Annotated in this window: 14 protein-coding genes, 1 tRNA gene and 1 pseudogene; 11 read left to right on the top strand and 5 right to left on the bottom strand. The window is 71.2% G+C overall.

What is annotated here, in order from left to right; all coding sequences use genetic code 11:
- Nucleotides 1–62: 62 nt before the first annotated feature.
- The 3 genes from ACFV0T_RS05380 to ACFV0T_RS05370 all read left to right on the top strand — a co-directional run bounded on the left by ACFV0T_RS05380 (nt 63) and on the right by ACFV0T_RS05370 (nt 2,168).
- Entirely contained in the window at nt 63–578 is a 516-nt protein-coding gene (locus tag ACFV0T_RS05380; RefSeq protein WP_385774678.1) for a hypothetical protein, read from the top strand.
- Nucleotides 579–772: 194 nt separating this feature from the next.
- Nucleotides 773–1,318 carry a tyrosinase family oxidase copper chaperone gene (locus tag ACFV0T_RS05375; RefSeq protein ID WP_385774676.1) on the top strand — a complete coding sequence of 182 codons (546 nt, stop codon included), beginning with the start codon at nt 773–775 and terminating at the stop codon, nt 1,316–1,318.
- Nucleotides 1,302–2,168, top strand: coding sequence for a tyrosinase family protein (locus ACFV0T_RS05370; protein ID WP_385774674.1), 867 nt, complete (start codon nt 1,302–1,304; stop codon nt 2,166–2,168). Before ACFV0T_RS05375 ends, ACFV0T_RS05370 begins: the two co-directional genes overlap by 17 nt.
- Nucleotides 2,169–2,315: 147 nt before the next feature.
- On the opposite strand, the gene ACFV0T_RS05365 is transcribed toward ACFV0T_RS05370, so the two are convergent.
- Nucleotides 2,316–2,603 (bottom strand): chaplin, encoded by a 288-nt coding sequence (locus tag ACFV0T_RS05365; protein ID WP_385774672.1) that lies wholly within the window; start codon nt 2,601–2,603, stop codon nt 2,316–2,318.
- A gap of 207 nt (nt 2,604–2,810) precedes the next feature.
- Here ACFV0T_RS05365 and ACFV0T_RS05360 point away from each other — a divergent pair, with 207 nt between their 5' ends.
- On the top strand, nt 2,811–3,614 hold the full coding sequence (locus ACFV0T_RS05360) for a DUF2087 domain-containing protein (protein WP_385774670.1): 804 nt from the start codon (nt 2,811–2,813) through the stop codon (nt 3,612–3,614).
- 10 nt (nt 3,615–3,624) lie between these two features.
- Here the strand turns inward: ACFV0T_RS05360 and ACFV0T_RS05355 are convergent, their stop codons facing one another.
- The 3 genes from ACFV0T_RS05355 to ACFV0T_RS05345 form a co-directional block, all read right to left on the bottom strand.
- Nucleotides 3,625–4,584: a D-2-hydroxyacid dehydrogenase family protein gene (locus ACFV0T_RS05355; RefSeq protein WP_385774668.1), complete on the bottom strand. Its 960-nt coding sequence runs from the start codon at nt 4,582–4,584 to the stop codon at nt 3,625–3,627.
- 37 nt (nt 4,585–4,621) lie between these two features.
- Nucleotides 4,622–5,104: an SAM-dependent methyltransferase gene (locus ACFV0T_RS05350; RefSeq protein WP_385774666.1), complete on the bottom strand. Its 483-nt coding sequence runs from the start codon at nt 5,102–5,104 to the stop codon at nt 4,622–4,624.
- A gap of 213 nt (nt 5,105–5,317) precedes the next feature.
- Complete coding sequence (locus ACFV0T_RS05345) at nt 5,318–5,590, bottom strand: hypothetical protein (protein WP_385774664.1); 273 nt, start codon at nt 5,588–5,590, stop codon at nt 5,318–5,320.
- 480 nt (nt 5,591–6,070) lie between these two features.
- Between ACFV0T_RS05345 and ACFV0T_RS05340 the strand changes: the two genes are divergently transcribed.
- The 4 genes and pseudogenes from ACFV0T_RS05340 (at nt 6,071) to ACFV0T_RS05325 (ending at nt 10,052) form a co-directional block, all read left to right on the top strand.
- Nucleotides 6,071–7,000, top strand: coding sequence for a CDP-diacylglycerol diphosphatase (locus ACFV0T_RS05340; protein ID WP_385774662.1), 930 nt, complete (start codon nt 6,071–6,073; stop codon nt 6,998–7,000).
- Nucleotides 7,001–7,493: 493 nt separating this feature from the next.
- A complete protein-coding gene (locus ACFV0T_RS05335) occupies nt 7,494–7,934 on the top strand; it encodes a VOC family protein (RefSeq protein ID WP_359451757.1) in 441 nt (146 codons plus the stop codon).
- Between the two features lie 937 nt (nt 7,935–8,871).
- Nucleotides 8,872–9,525, top strand: a pseudogene (gene snpA / locus ACFV0T_RS05330) (snapalysin); the annotation flags it as partial.
- Between the two features lie 269 nt (nt 9,526–9,794).
- Complete coding sequence (locus tag ACFV0T_RS05325) at nt 9,795–10,052, top strand: hypothetical protein (RefSeq protein ID WP_385774659.1); 258 nt, start codon at nt 9,795–9,797, stop codon at nt 10,050–10,052.
- Between the two features lie 118 nt (nt 10,053–10,170).
- Here the strand turns inward: ACFV0T_RS05325 and ACFV0T_RS05320 are convergent.
- Nucleotides 10,171–10,246, bottom strand: a tRNA-Arg gene (locus ACFV0T_RS05320).
- Between the two features lie 322 nt (nt 10,247–10,568).
- Here ACFV0T_RS05320 and ACFV0T_RS05315 point away from each other — a divergent pair.
- The 3 genes from ACFV0T_RS05315 (at nt 10,569) to ACFV0T_RS05305 (ending at nt 15,182) form a co-directional block, all read left to right on the top strand.
- Nucleotides 10,569–12,176 carry a dynamin family protein gene (locus ACFV0T_RS05315; RefSeq protein ID WP_385774657.1) on the top strand — a complete coding sequence of 536 codons (1,608 nt, stop codon included), beginning with the start codon at nt 10,569–10,571 and terminating at the stop codon, nt 12,174–12,176.
- Between the two features lie 540 nt (nt 12,177–12,716).
- Complete coding sequence (locus ACFV0T_RS05310) at nt 12,717–14,399, top strand: GTPase (protein WP_385774655.1); 1,683 nt, start codon at nt 12,717–12,719, stop codon at nt 14,397–14,399.
- Between the two features lie 303 nt (nt 14,400–14,702).
- Complete coding sequence (locus ACFV0T_RS05305; RefSeq protein ID WP_385774653.1) at nt 14,703–15,182, top strand: single-stranded DNA-binding protein; 480 nt, start codon at nt 14,703–14,705, stop codon at nt 15,180–15,182.
- Nucleotides 15,183–15,445: the final 263 nt, after the last annotated feature.

Raw genomic sequence — 15,445 nt, 5'->3', positions numbered from 1 at the left:
TCCGGCTCGTTACTCGGTACGCACGCAGAGCACCCCGACATGTGAAAGGTCCCGTACCGGAGATGAAGTCGACCACCCGAGGAACCCTGGCCGCCGTGATCACGTGTGTGGCGGCCGCGGCCGGCGCCGCCGCGACCCCCGCCGCCGCGGTCGGCATGGTCCCCGTTCCCGTCCCGCTGGACGGCGTGGAGAAGTCGCTCGGCCTGGAGCTGCCCAAGGTCGCCGGGGAGCTGCCGCTGCCCATGCCGGGCGCGCCCGAAGGACCGCGGTACGTCGAGGGCCGGCTCATCCCGGAGCATGTGGTCCCGCGGCTTCCCCTCGACGCCGGACTCCCCGGCGCGGACCTGCGCGCACCGCTGCCGCACATCCTCGGCAGCGGCTACGACCACCTCGGCATGGACGCGCCCTCCTCCAACCTGCGCACGCTGGGCCCCGGCCTCTCCCTGGACGCCCCGCTCACCGCGCCGAACCCCGACAGGTTCGGCCTCCCGGACACGCAGCTGCCCCAGGCGGGCCTGCTGACCCCGGTACTGCGGACGGTGCCGGGAGCGGACCTGGGCATGGGGTCCGGTCGGTAGGAAACGTGCGGTGCGGGGCTCGGGCGCGGGGCCCGCGGATCCCGGGCCCGGGCCCGATGCCGGACTTGGTGCCGGTGCCGATCTCCGTTCGCAGCGTGCGGCCATGTGGACCGCGGATCGGCGGCGCGAGTGACCAGGTGGGCCGCCGGACGGTTACGTCTACCGACAACCGAACCCGGACCGAGGAGCACAGCATGGTCGTCAGTGTGGGCGGCAGTGTGGCAGTGGGCGCCGAGCGCGCGGCGGCGAGACCCGGACCGCGAACACGACGAGGTCTGCTGCGTGGGCTGCTGGCCTGCGCCGCGGCCGTCGCGCTCACTCCCCTCGTCGCGGCCTCCCGGCCCCCGCGGTCCGTGGACGGCGTGGACGTCGACGGCGTGGCCTTCGACGAGACCTACCATGGCCGCCGCATTCAGGGCGTCCAGCTCTCCGGCGGCCAGCACATCAGCGCCGTCGGCGCCTCCACCCTGGGCACCGCCACCGAAGGCTCCGCCGAGTGGCAGGTCACCGTGGACGGCCGCCCGCTGCACCTGATGCGCCGGGCCGACGGCAGCTGGCTGAGCCTGGTCGACCACTACCGCTCGTACGCCACCCCGCTGGAGGCGGCACGCGCCGCGGTCGACGAGCTGGGCCCGGGGCAGCAGTTGCGCGAGACGGGTCCGGCCCACGGGAGCCACTCGGAGATGGCGCGCATGGGGCTCATGGGGGCGATGGGGGGCCGGCATGGTCTACACGCGTAAGGACGTCAGCACGCTGACGGCCGCCGAGAAACGGCGGTTCGTGAAGGCGATGCTGGAGGTCAAACGACGCGGCGAGTACGACGAGTTCGTGCGGATGCACATCGAGTACTACGTCGCCGACGGCGATGACGCCCTGCGTACGGCCCACATGGCGCCGTCCTTCCTGCCCTGGCACCGCCGCTTCCTGCTGGAGCTGGAGCGGGCGCTGCGCCGGGTGGACTCGTCGGTGACCGTGCCGTACTGGGACTGGACGCGTGACCGTTCGACGACGTCGGCGCCCTGGACCAAGGACCTCCTCGGCGGCAACGGGCGGCTTTCGGACCGCCAGGTGACGACGGGCCCGTTCGCCTACGCGGCGGGCAACTGGACGATCCGGGAGGGCGTGACCGACGGCGAGTACCTCGCCCGGGACCTCGGGCGCGCCCGGGCGCCGCTCACCCTGCCCACGCGCGGCGATGTGGAGTGGGCGATGTCCGACCCCGTCTACGACGTCTCGCCCTGGGACTCGACGGTCACGAAGGGCTTCCGCAACAAGCTGGAGGGGTGGGGGACCGGAAGCGGTGACGCCTCCTGGCGCAACCACAACCGGGTGCACCGCTGGGTCGGCGGGGCCATGCTCGGCGGGGCGTCCGTCAACGACCCGGTCTTCTGGCTGCACCACGCTTTCGTCGACCTGCTGTGGTCCCGCTGGCAGGCCCGGCACAGGCAACACCGCTACCTGCCGGCCAACCCCCCCGGCCCCGGTACCCCGCAGCACGGCCGGATCGTCGCCCGGACCCAGAAGCTGCCGCCGTGGGACGTGACACCGGACGCGCTGGAGGACCACAGCCGGGTGTACCGGTACGCGTAGCCGGGCGGCCGCCTGCACGGGAGCTCCGCAGGCGGCCGGTCCCGTACACGGGGAGAGCCCCGGCGCTCTGGGTGCCGGGGCTCTCCGTTCCCTGTGACCGTTCCCGACAGCCTCGGGTCGGGGACCGTCGGGCCGGCGGGCGGTGGGTCAGCTGCCGTAGCCGTAGCCCGAGTCGTCGCCGTGCTTGTCGTGGCCACCGTTGTTGACACAGGTGTTGGCGAACGCCGGGTTGAGCAGGCCGACCACGTTGACCGTGTTTCCGCACACATTGACCGGGATGTTGACCGGCGCCTGGATGACGTTGCCGGACAGCACGCCGGGCGAACCGACCGCCGCACCCTCGGCACCCGCGTCCGCCATGGCCAGGCCGGCGCCACCGAGCGCCATGGCACCGGTGCCGAGGGCGACGACGGCTGCCTTCGTGATGCGAGACATACGTTCTCCTTATTACTGGGTGAGCATGAGTGCGACGGCCGGACTGGGCGCCGCACTTCCCGTTCAACGCGGCGGTCCGAGGCTGGTCACGGCGACAGCGGAGCGGATCACTCTTTCTGAACGAGAGTCAGGCCCGCGCGGAGCAACGAGCCACCGGTTCCGCGTAATTCACTCGGCCCGCGCCGGGAACGCCACTAGCCTCCCGCCATGCCTACCAACGGACCTGACCGACTCGACCAATCCGACCGGCCCGACCGGCCCGACCCGTCCGAGGATTTCGGCCGTGTCGATACGTGCGGTCGCCGACCGGAGCAACTGATCCGTCTGTTCGCCGAGGAGAGCCGCGTGCGCGTCTTCGCGGCGGTGGCGCTAGGGGCGGGCACGGCCGAGCAGGTCGCCGCGGTGGCGGGTCTGTCCGCGAAGGAGACCGCCGGAGCGCTGCACCGGCTGCGCGTGCAGGGAGTGGTGGCGGCCGGGGAGGACGAGACCCTCGGGGTGGCGTACGGCCTGTTCCGGGAACTGGCGAGAACGGGTCGGGAGGAGCGGGAGCGAGAACGGGAGCGGGAGCGGCCGGGGTCTTGGCCGTCGGAGTCGGCCGACGGGGTTCCCGGCGCGGGCGACGAGCGGGCCGACATGGTCCTGCGGACCTTCGTACGCGACGGGCGGCTGGTACGGCTCCCCGCCCGGTGGAGCCGCAAGAAGCTGGTGCTGCGCCACATCGCCGAGCAGACCTTCGAACCCGGTGTCGCGTACCCCGAGCGGGTCGTCAACGACAGGCTGCGGGCGTGGTGCGACGACGGCGACGTCGACCATGTGACGCTCCGGCGCTATCTGGTGGACCTGGGCCACCTGGACCGGAGCGAGGGGATCTACCGGTGGACGGGGCGGACCGAGGCGGCGCGGGCCGAGATGGCTCGGACTGAGGCGACGCGGGCCGAGGCGGGGCGGGCCGAGGCGCGGCGGACCGAGGCGGGGCGGGCCGAGAGCGGCCGACCGGTACCGTCCGCCTGACCGAGTCCGGTCACGGCAGTCGGCGTAGGGGAGCGCCCGCCAGGTACGCCTGGATGTTCTCGACCGTCTGGCCGTAGTACGTACGGTAGTTGGCCTGCGACACATAGCCGAGGTGCGGAGTGGCGAGGAGTCGCGGCGCCGTGCGGACGGGGTGGTCGGCGGGGAGGGGCTCGATGTCGAAGACGTCGATGCCGGCACCGGCGATCCGGCCCTCGCGCAGGGCGGCCAGCAGGGCGTCCTGGTCGACGATGGCCGCGCGCGAGGTGTTGACGAGATAGGCCGTCGGCTTGAGGAGGGCGAGCTCGGCGGGTCCGAGCAGGCCCCGGGTGCGCTCACCGAGGGCGAGGTGGACGGAGACGAAGTCGGCGGTGGCCAGCAACTCCTCCTTGGAGGGGGCGAGTTCCACGCCGACCTCGTCGGCGCGCTCCTTCGTGAGGTGACTGCTCCACGCGCTGACGTGCATGCCGAAGGCGAGCCCGATCTGCGCGACCCGGCTGCCGATCCTGCCGAGCCCCAGCAGGCCGAGCCGGCGGCCGTGCAGATCGGCGCCGACGGTGGACTGCCAGGGCCCGCCCGAACGCAGGGCGTCGTTCTCCTCGACGATGCCACGGGCGAGGCCGAGCAGCAGCGCCCAGGTCAGTTCGACGGGCGGGGTGGAGGAACTGGCCGTACCGCACACGGTGACGCCGTGTGCCTCGGCCGCGGCGTAGTCGATGACGCTGTTGCGCATGCCGGAGGCGATGAGCAGCTTCAGCCGCGGCAGCCGGGCGAGCAGTGATCCGCGGAACGGCACGCGTTCCCGCAGGGTCACCACGATGTCGAAGTCGGCGAGGGCGGCTGCCAGGGCGTCCTCGCCGTCGAGGTGGGTGCGGAAGGGGACGACTTCCACGTCGTCGGCGAGCGGTGACCAGTCGGCTAGTGCGGTCGCCGCGTCCTGGTAGTCGTCGAGGACGGCACAGCGAAGCCGCACGTGATCTCCTCAGCGGTCGGTCGTCGGTCTTGGGGCGTCAGTAGTAGTGCCGCATGATGTCGGTGGCCCAGTCCGGCTGGGTGGTGGCACCCTGCGGTCCGAACTCGTCCATGTACGGCTTGAGGTCGAGGACGGGGGTCCCGTCCACGGCGTCCAGTCCCTGTACGCGCACGTCGAGTCCGTCGACCCGCAACAGGCGGCACCGGGAGACGCCGAGCCGGTTGGGACGGTTCTTACCGCGCTGGGCGAAGATGCCGACCAGGGGCCACTCGGGGTTTCCGCGCGGCCGGCGGGCACCGGTCTCGATCCGCTCCGCCGGGACGCGGTCGAAGTGGTAGACGACCTCCAGGTGCGAGAAGGCGTCGAGCCCGGAGAGCGCGTCGGGGCCGAACTGCTCGCCGTCCAGCCGGATGACGGCCGTCTCCATACCCCATTCGTCGTCACGGACCTCGGCGCGACCGCCGACGACACGGGCGACCGGGACCACGGCCACGTGTTCGAGAGTGCTCTCCTCGGACATGGGCACACCTTTCGGCTCGGTGACCGGCAGATCACCGGCCACCGTATCCGAGGCCCCTGGGCACCCCGCGCTCAGGGAGCGCCCGCGGGACGGGCACCCCGTCGCTCAGGGAACGTCCGCGGGAGGGACGGCCCGCGGAGCCGGGTAGCACGGAGTCCGGCGCGGTCGGTCAAGCCGTCACAGATGCCGAACGGCGTACCGCCACAGATGCCATCAAGGCGGGTTGGCCGCCATCCGGCAGGCTCCGTTCGCGGCGCCGCCCGGCACACCGGCCCCGGTCAGGGCGCTCACACAGCCCTGCAGGTCACGGTGCACACCCTGGGTGCACGCCGTTCTGACGGCGTCCGAGACTTCGACACCCGCTTTCTGGACCATGTTCGTGCAGGCCGGGATGTCCGCTTGGGCGGCGGGGGCGGCGAAGGCCACGCCCCCGACTCCGAGCGTCAGACCGGTGAGGACACCAGCGATACGCGCCGCCACCTGCATGGGAGACACCTGCTCTCCGGGGTTGGTCGGGGATTCGCGAATTCGACGCACCGCGCAGCAGAGGCGACCGCGCAAAACCGTGGACCCGGGCAGGCACCCGTCGGCTCGGCAGGACAGCCCCTTCCCCGTCCGAGACTAGAACAGCCCACCCGCGCGCGCACTCCGACCGCGCATGGCCCGCAGTCGGCTGTCCGCGCCTTCGTGAGTCCAGGTGCTGCGAGTGCGAATTCTCGCACCTACGGATACTCCGTCTGTATGGATTTCAGGATCCGCCATTTTGTCGAGCTCTGCGTTTCATCGCGCCGCGCTCCTCGCCGCCTACCCTGTGAGCGGTTCGGTGAGCGCCCTCAGGGCGGCGGGAGGAATGACCGTCTCGACCGGGCGCTCCTGCTGCCCGCCCGCTCATGGCCAGGAAATCCAAGCAGTGCAAATCGAAGCAGTGCAAATCCAAGCAGTGTTCATCAGGAGTGGAGCCAACGCATGAGCGAGGACAAGAATTTCGCCGGGTTGCCTCGGCGTCAATTCGTCGCACTCACCGGTGCCGCCGGCGCGGCGGCGCTCCTGGCCGGTGCGGGAGCAGTCTCGAGTGCGGCCGCGGCAGCCCTCCCCACGCACGGAGAAACCTCGTCCGACCCGTGTCCCTGCACGCCTCCCGACTCAGGGCCGGGCGCAGAGGCGAGCCCTTGCCCCCCTGCGCAGCTCCAGTCCGTCTGCGGTCATCCCAGTGACAGGGATCCGCTGTGGAACGATGTCCAGTACTGCACGAATGGGACACCGCCACCGGCACCGCAGCGCGCGCCTGACTGCTTGAAAACAACGTCAAATTACGTCGTGTTGCACGGCAAGCCCGAGAATCAGCACAATTATCTGCTGTGCCCCAGTTGTCGAATCACGGGTATCGAATGCCCGTTTCTCGAGTCCGCTTCGGCGGCGAACTACTGGAACGATGCGTGGGAGAACGCAAAGCACGGGGGGAGCGTCCCCGTGAATTACAGCAATATCGGATTGGGGATCAACTCGAAGTCCGCCCGGCGCTTCGATCAACTGCATATCCACATGGCCGGCGTGCGAGACAGTACGCAGAAGCGACTGCAGGACCTCGAAACGGCGGGCCGTGTCGCCGCCCACCCGGCGCAATGGAACGATTCGCACTACCAGGTACCCATCACGGGTTCCCAAGGGGATCGCACGTACCGGGCGCTCGTTCTGACCAGCCTTGGTCGGAATCTTTTCTCCCTCCTGAATCAGTATGTGGTGACGCCGTCCAATCTGGACATGGCGGAGCAAACGTTGATCGTGGTGCCGAAGATGACGAATGGGGTCTTCGCCGACCGCTTCTATGTCCTGAGCAGCGATACGTCGATCCACGGCGGCACGAGAACGTGTGACTTCCTGCTCGTGTATGCCTGACGCTCCGCGCCGAGCACTTCGACACGTATGCGATACGGCCACCTGCGAAAAACCCGGTGACAGCCGGACGGCCCCGGAACCTTCCCTTGATCGTCGGGGGAGTGTCCGGGGCGTTCGCCGTGTCGCAAGGGACCGGCTCTGACCGTGACAGGGTGCTCCACGGACGCCGAGCGCGACAGAGCGGCGCCTTCGACACGTTTTCGACAGGGGGCGCCAACGTCCACTGGCTACGGCCGCTCCCGCCGGGTATCCGGCTGAGCATGCTCGCTCTGATCTATACCTCGCACAGCGCGGCAACCAGCGGTGGGGGCCTTCGTGGGAGCCGTTCTCATCGTGCCGGCGGTGGGTTGGCACATCCGGATGAATCTCACCTGAGGCGCGATCCGGATCTTCGGAGTTCGGCGGTCCGCGGATGTCGAGAACGTGCCGCCGGCTCCGTCCCAGGGACATCAGCGGCCACCACCGGCCGCACGAGGAAGAAGGAGAGACCGGCATGGCGATTCAGCGGATGGACAACGTCGGCATCGTCGTCGAGGACATGGACGCCGCCATCGCGTTCTTCGTGGAACTCGGTATGGAGCTGGAGGGCAGGGCGGAGGTCGAGGGCCTCGTCGCCGACCAGTGCACCGGACTCGACGGCGTCCGCTGTGACATCGCGATGGTCCGGACCCCGGACGGTCACAGCCGGCTCGAGCTGGCGAAGTACCGCAGCCCCGCGGCGATCAGCGCCGGGCCGCGCAACCGGCCGCACAACATTCTGGGCACGCACCGCGTCATGTTCGCCGTCGACGACATCGAGGACACCGTTGCCCGTCTGCGCCCTCACGGCGCCGAACTCGTGGGCGAGATCGCCCGGTTCGAGGACAGTTATCTGCTCTGCTACCTCCGCGGCCCGGAGGGCATCATCGTCGGACTGGCCGAGCAACTGCGCTGAGAAGGACGAACCGCACCATGCGGCCGAACGGAAGCCATGAGATGGAGCAGTGCCTCGCCCGGCTGGGGTGATGCCGCAAGCCACGGTTCACCCAGGCGTGTTGCCGGGTCCGTGCGGGCCGCCTGCATCAAGTAGGGGGCCGCATAGGCGGCAACCCGGCGGTCAGCGGCTTCTGGACGTCAGTCCGAGTACTGCCTACGGCAGGGCAGGCCCCTCGTTCGCGTGGCTGACGACAGCCCGGCCCGCGTAGTCGCGAAGCCACCGGGTGCGGCGGACACACTGCTGGAGGCGGGCAGGGAACCCACCGACCTTTCCCGGCGCCGCTCGCCGCGCCGCCCCCGGCGCCGCTCGCCGCGCCGCCCCCGGCGCCGCTCGCCGCGCCGCTCGCCGGGCTGCGCGGCGTGCCCGGCCGCCATCCCGATCGGGACTGAGCGGCGGCGGCTCAGCGGTGAGCGATGCCGCCCGGCGCCGAGGGTGACTCCCTGGCGTGCGCCCCGGGGCCGGTGGGGCGCGAAAGCGACGTACGCCCATCTTCTATGACGTCGGTCACAGCACTCCGTCAATCAACCGGCATGCTTAGTAGACGCGACTTGGCGGACATCTGAGGATTTGTCCGTCTTGGCCCTGATGTGGATCCTGCCGTGCGTCCCGTAATTCCGCCCGGGCGGCCCGCGCGCCCACTGCCCCGTGGTGTAAGGCTTCTGACGGCGCGACAGCTTTCCCGCCTGCCGCCAGGCGCGGACCGGAGGCCCGCGAACTGCCCTGGCGAGGTCCCGGGACCTACGAGGCGTCGTAGTGGCGAGACCCTTTGCGCTCCCTGTCGAGCCGTTCTAAGAATGTCGACCCACAGGACGTCGCTGCAGTTCGGAACCTGTGTTCACGCAGGTCGACCGCGCACCGGGTGCTCGGCGTCACCGAGTGAGTAGGAGCCCCCCACATGAAGTCGTCCCGAACGTCCGCGAGACTCCTCGCCCTCGCTCTCGGCCTGGGTCTGGCCTCCAGCGTGCTGGGCGTGGCGGTGCCGGCGAGCGCCCAGACGGCCGCCACCCCGTCCGCTTCCGCCGGTACCTCCGTGGCGCGGTACGACAGGTCGGTCGAGGAGGCCGCGAACAACAAGGCGTTCTTCGAGGCCGTCCTCAAGTCGGTCGCCGAGAAACGCGCCGCCCAGCCCGGCGCGCAGGCGGTGACCGTCTACTACGACGCCTCCCGGGCACCGAGCTTCCGTTCGCAGATATCGAGCGCGGCCTCGATCTGGAACAGCTCCGAGTCCAACGTCAAGCTCCAGGAGGCTTCGGGCAGTGCCGACTTCTCCTACTACGAGGGCAACGACCCTCGCGGGTCCCACGCCTCCACCGACGGCCACGGAAGCGGCTACGTCTTCCTCGACTACGCCCAGAACCAGCAGAGCGACTCGGTCCGCGTCGTCACCCACGAGACCGGGCACGTGCTGGGCCTGCCGGACGACTACAGCGGGCCGTGCAGTGAGCTGATGTCGGGCGGCGGCCCCGGCCCGTCCTGCACCAACCGCTACCCGAACGCCACCGAGCGCTCGCGTGTCGACCAGCTGTGGGCCACCGGACTCGCGCAGGCCCCGGGCACGGTGAACCAGCCCGCTGACCCCCCGAGCGCTGCACCGCCGGTCGGGACCGCGACGCCGGGCAACGGTGCGGGACGTCCGCTCCGCGGTCCGTCCTGGAGTTGGCGCGGGTGATCTTCGACGTCCGCCCTGGACGGGTCCGATTCAGATGAGGCGCGCACGCGATCCGGCGCCGTGTCCTGCGGACCGATCCCCCCAAGGGGACGGAGGCGACGGCTGTCGCCAAGACCGGACACGTCTTCGAGTCGCCCACGGGGCGGCGGGTGTACGACAACCGGCACACGCGCCTGACGAAGTGGCTCAACGACGGGATCCCGCCCGCGCGGGTGGCGGAGTGGGCCGGAAACAGCGTGCCGGTGCTGCTGGCCACTTACGCGCGGCGTGTCGAGGGGCAGCTGCCTGACTGGGAACGGCGCCTGGAAGCCGCGGGCGGCCTCGCCGAGCGGGGCCGACGCGGACTGAGGCTCAGCGCCGAGAACTTCGACACGTGTTCGACACGGCCACCCGCTAAAACCCGGTGACAGCCGGACGGCCCCGGAACTTCCCCTTGATCGTCGGGGGAGTGCCCGGGGCTTCGTCGTGTCGTGTGGGACCGGCCCTGGAACAGCAAAAAAGCCCTCCCGAGGGGAGGGCGAGGCGTGGCGCCCCCGGCAGGACTCGAACCTGCGGCCAAGCGCTTAGAAGGCGCCTGCTCTATCCACTGAGCTACGGGGGCCTGGTGTGGTGGCCTCGTCGGTGGTGGCCCAGGTGCGGGCCGACCCATGACGATGCCGGGGACAAGGATAGGGCTCCCGGATCCTTGTCCCTATTGCTTCGCCTCCGTGGCTCGATGTGGAGGTTCAGTGAAGCGGTCCTGATAATCGCAGGCAGGTACGAATCGTGCATCGCTTTTGGGGCCTCGCGCACCGGGTGTTGTGCACTCGTTATGCCTGAGCTGTGCCCATGTCCCGGTCGTACCTTCCGTCCCTTGTGTTCTATCGGCGCGCAGACATGCCCATATGCTTCAGAAATCCCCTAAAATTGGGCATTCTTCGCATGTGGTGACCTTGGACGTACGGCCTCAGCTGCTCGACGCACTCTCCGCCCTGCGCGACCGTGTCGCCGCCGCACGCTTCCCGCTGCCCCTGGCGGGGGCCCCGCGCGCGCGTGCCAACCGCGACGAACTGCTCGCCCAGCTCGACGACTACTTGGTGCCCCGGTTGAGGGAGCCCGAAGCGCCCTTGCTGGCCGTCATCGGGGGATCCACCGGGGCCGGCAAATCGACGCTCGTCAACTCACTCGTAGGACGCCGGGTCAGTGAAGCGGGGGTGCTGCGGCCCACGACCCGCACTCCCGTCCTGGTGTGCCATCCGGAGGACCATCACTGGTTCAGCGGGATGCGCGTCCTACCCGACCTCACGCGCGTGTGGGTGCCCCATCAGGACCCCGGGGACGAACTGCTGGTGTCCGGGGAGGACGGCAAACGCGTCCTGCGCATCGAGACCGCCGACACCCTGCCGCGCGGCCTCGCCCTCCTCGACGCACCCGACATCGACTCCCTGATGGCGGACAACCGCGTACTCGCCGCCGAACTCCTCTGCGCCGCGGACATCTGGGTCATGGTCACGACGGCCGCCCGCTACGCCGACGCCGTGCCGTGGCACCTGCTGCGCACCGCCAAGGAGTACCGCGCCACGCTCGTGACCGTGCTGGACCGGGTGCCCCACCAGGTCATCTCCGAGGTGTCGCGGCAGTACGGCGCCCTGCTCACCAAGGCCGGACTCGGCCACGTACCCCGTTTCACCGTGCCTGAGCTGCCCGAGTCGGCCTGGGGCGGTGGGCTGCTTCCGGCGACCGCCGTGGCGGCCCTGCGTACCTGGCTCATCCAGCACGCCCAGGATCCGGCCTCCCGGCAGGACGCCATGGCCGGCACGGCCCACGGCGTCCTCGACTCCCTCAGGTCGCGGATGCCCGAACTCGCCGGCGCCACCGCCGCACAGCACGCGGCGGCGCTCCGGCTCACCGCCGCCGTCGACGGGGCGTACGACAGCGAGTACACGCGCGTACGGGGGCGGTTGCAGGGCGGTGCGGTACTCGCGGGGGGTGCCCTGAAGCGGTGGCGTGCCTTCCCGCTCGACTGCACCGCGAGCGAACTCCTCGACGCCCTCGCGGAGAGCCTCGGCTCACTCCTCTTGTGCGCCGTCACCGCGGCGGACGAGCGCATCGACGACGCCTGGCGGCGGGAACCCGCGGCGGGCGCACCCGAACTGGCCGGACGAGATCAGTCGCCGGAGAGCGCCGAGCACCGGATCGGGATGGCCGTACGGCGCTGGCGACGGGAGCTCGTGGAGTACGCCGAGGAAGAGGTACGTGCCCTCGACCGCGGCACCGCCCCCGACCCCGAGGTGATCTCCGCCCTGGTCGCCACCGCCCTGCTGGGCGGCCGCAGGGCGCGGTCCGCGGGCGAGGGCCTCGCGGAGCGGCTCGGAGCGCACGGCGCGCTGCGGCTGCGCGACCGGGGCGGGCGACTGCTCTCCGATCACGTGGACCGGGTGCTGCAAACCGAACGCGAGCGCCGCCTCGCGCCCCTGGACGGGCTCGACATCCAGGTGGAGCCCCAGGCCGAACTCATCGCCGCGCTGTCCGTACTGCAGAAGGAGAGGTGACCGGTGACCGCCGTCACTGACCAGGACCACACGGAACATGCCGATCACGGCGGGGAGGCGGCCCCCAAGGGCGACCACGCCGAAAACCGGGCCCCTGGGGAGGGCGATCACGAAACCGGCCTCCCCGCGGAGGGGTCTTCCGCCGGACAGCCCCCGCGGCAGTCCTCCGAAGAGGACTCCGAAAGGGACCCCGGCGAGGACGCCGGGGAGGGCCGTTCGGAGGAAGTTCGCGCTCGTCAGGGAGGTGACGCCGACTGGGACGACCGTTGCGAGGGGCGACGGGAGAATGCGGACCGGGCCGATCAGGTGAATGGCGCGGGTCGAGTGGACCGTACGGATGACACGGATCGCTCGGATCGCACGGATCGTACGGACCGCTCAGATCGCTCGGACCGAGCCGACCGCACCGATCGCGAGGACCGAAGCGACCGGAGCGACCGAAGTGACCGAAGTGACCGAAGTGATCGCGAGGACCATGCCGATCGCGAGGACCGTGCCGAGTCCGCCGGTGCCTGGGACGACGGACTGATCGCGCGGCGGGTGACCGAGGAAGGTGCTGCCGAGGCTGCTGCCGCGGCCGCTGCTGCCACCGCCGAGAGCCGGAAGCAGACGCCGCTGATCGCCGCCCCCCTCGCGTACGACGGACCGCTGCGCTCACGCCTCGACGCGCTGCGGGAGCTCGTGGGTCTCTCCCGCACCCGGCTCGACAGCAAGACGCTCGCAGAGGCCGGCCGGGTCCTGGACGAGGCGGCGGCCCGGCGCAGGCTCTCCGGGCAGCACACGGTCGTCGCCATCGCGGGTGCCACCGGCAGCGGCAAGTCGCAGCTGTTCAACACGCTCGCCGGTGTGACGATCTCGGAGACGGGCGTACGGCGGCCGACCACCGCCGCCCCCATCGTGTGCAGCTGGAGCGACGGCGCGTCGCACCTCATCGACCGGCTCGGCATCCCCGGGCGGCTGCGGCGGCGCCCGCTGCAGAGCGCCGAGGCGGAGGCGCAGTTGCGCGGGCTGGTCCTGGTCGACCTGCCCGACCACGACTCGGCGGCGGTGCAGCACCGTGAGCAGGTGGACCGCGTCCTGGCGCTCGTCGACGCGGTCATCTGGGTGGTCGACCCGGAGAAGTACGCCGACGCCGTACTTCACGAGCGCTACCTGCGGCCCATGGCAGGCCACGCGGAGGTCATGTTCGTCGTCCTCAACCAGGTCGACCGGCTGCCCGGAGAAGCCGCCGAGCTGGTCCTCGACGATCTGCGGCGGCTGCTCGACGAGGACGGGATCGCCCTCGGGGAGTACGGCGAACCGGGCGCGACCGTGCTCGCGCTGTCCGCGCTGACCGGGGACGGCGTCGGCGACCTGCGCGAAGTGCTCGGCCAGTTCGTGACGGAGCGCGGGGCGGCGGCCCGTCGCATCTCGGCCGACGTCGACGCGGCCGCGGCCGGGCTGCGACCGGTGTACGCGACGGGACGGCGTATCGGGCTCAGTGAGGAGTCGCGCGACGAGTTCACCGCCAGGCTGGCCGACGCGGTGGGTGCCACGGCGGCGGGCGAGGCGGCCGAGCGCGCGTGGCTGCGCAACGCCAACCGCGCGTGCGGGACACCGTGGCTGCGGCTGTGGCGCTGGTGCCAGGCGCGCTCCGGACCTCTCACCGGGCGGCTTCCGCTGCGGACGCAGGCCGACGAGGAGGCCACGGCGCGCCAGCGCGTCGAACAGGCGGTGCGGATGGTCTCCGACCGGGCGTCGGCCGGGCTGCCCACACCGTGGGCGCAGGCGGTGCGTGAGGCGGCCGTACGAGGATCCCAGGGTCTGCCCGAGGCGCTGGACGAGCTGGCGGCGCGGGCCGGGCTGCCTCCCGGGCGGCCGCCGCGGCCGGGCTGGTGGCCGGCTGCCGTTCTGACGCAGGCGGCGATGACGCTGCTGCAGATCGTCGGCGGGCTGTGGCTGGTGGGGCAGATCGTCGGGGTCATGGCGCCGAATCTGGGTGTGCCCGTGCTGCTGATGGTGGCCGGCATCGTCGGCGGTCCGCTGGTCGAGTGGAGCTGCCGGATGGCGGCGCGCGGACCGGCGAAACGGTACGGGCTGGAAGCGGAGCGGCGATTGCGGGAGGCGGCCGCGGGCTGCGGGCGGGCCAGGGTGCTGGATCCGGTGGCCGCGGAGCTGCTGCGGTACCGGGAGGTGCGGGAACAGTACGCCCGGGTCGTGGGGGTGGGGGCCGCGGCGCGGTGAGGCCGCGGCCGTCATCGACGGCGAGGGGCGCGAACACGCCGAGGCGCGCCGTCACGGCGTGAGGGGAGGCGGGTCACCCGTCCGGGTGGTGGGGTTTTCCCCAGGCGGGCGGTGGTCCACAGGGCTCGGCGGGCTCGTCCCGGCGGAGGCAGTCTGGCTTCGCGGCGATCGCGACGGACGTGGTCGTCACGGCAGCGGCGGTGCGCGAGTGATCGCGGCCGGCGCGGCAGACGCAGCCGTACGGGACGGGCCCGTACGTGTGCCCGCCCGGGGGTGAGCGCCCGGGTGAGGGAGGGGTTCGCGATGAACGAGACGATCGTGTGCACGGTGGGCAACGTGGCCACGCAGCCGGTGTACCGGGAACTGGCGTCGGGACCGTCCGCGCGGTTCCGGCTCGCGGTGACCTCGCGCTACTGGGACCGCGAGAAGAGCGCCTGGACCGACGGGCACACCAACTTCTTCACGGTGTGGGCCAATCGCCAGCTCGCCACGAACGCGGCGGCGTCGCTGTCGGTGGGCGAGCCCGTGATCGTGCAGGGACGGTTGAAGGTGCGCACCGAGGTGCGCGACGGGCAGAGCCGGACGTCGGCGGACATCGACGCGGTGTCGATCGGCCACGATCTCGCGCGGGGCACCTCCGCCTTCCGGCGCTCCGGCAGGCCGGAGACGGGAGGGGCGGCCGCCGCGTCGTCGCGGCCGGAGCCCGATTGGGAGACCCCGCCGGCCGACGAGGCCGAGGCGGATGCCACCCAACAGGAGCCGGAACCGGTCGTGGTGACGTGATGTCGGGCGTCACCCCGAGCTGACCGGACTACGGCGTGTCGATGAACAGGCCTGGAAGCCACCCCTGGCGCCCCGGTTGATTTGTCGATAAGCCCTGCTCGGGGACGGCCTCGGCGATAACGATTCCGAGTCGGATCTCTTGTCTGACGATATGACGGGGAAAGGCGGCGCGCCGCTTCCTTAGGATGCCGAACAGAGCTCTTGAGGCTCCTGATTCTGCTGGTGGGACCGGTACCCCCACGTCAACCGGTCCTGCTCGAAGG

This window comes from Streptomyces sp. NPDC059582 (genome assembly GCF_042735715.1).
GTDB lineage: Bacteria > Actinomycetota > Actinomycetes > Streptomycetales > Streptomycetaceae > Streptomyces.
This window is presented reverse-complemented; position numbering and strand designations above follow the sequence as displayed.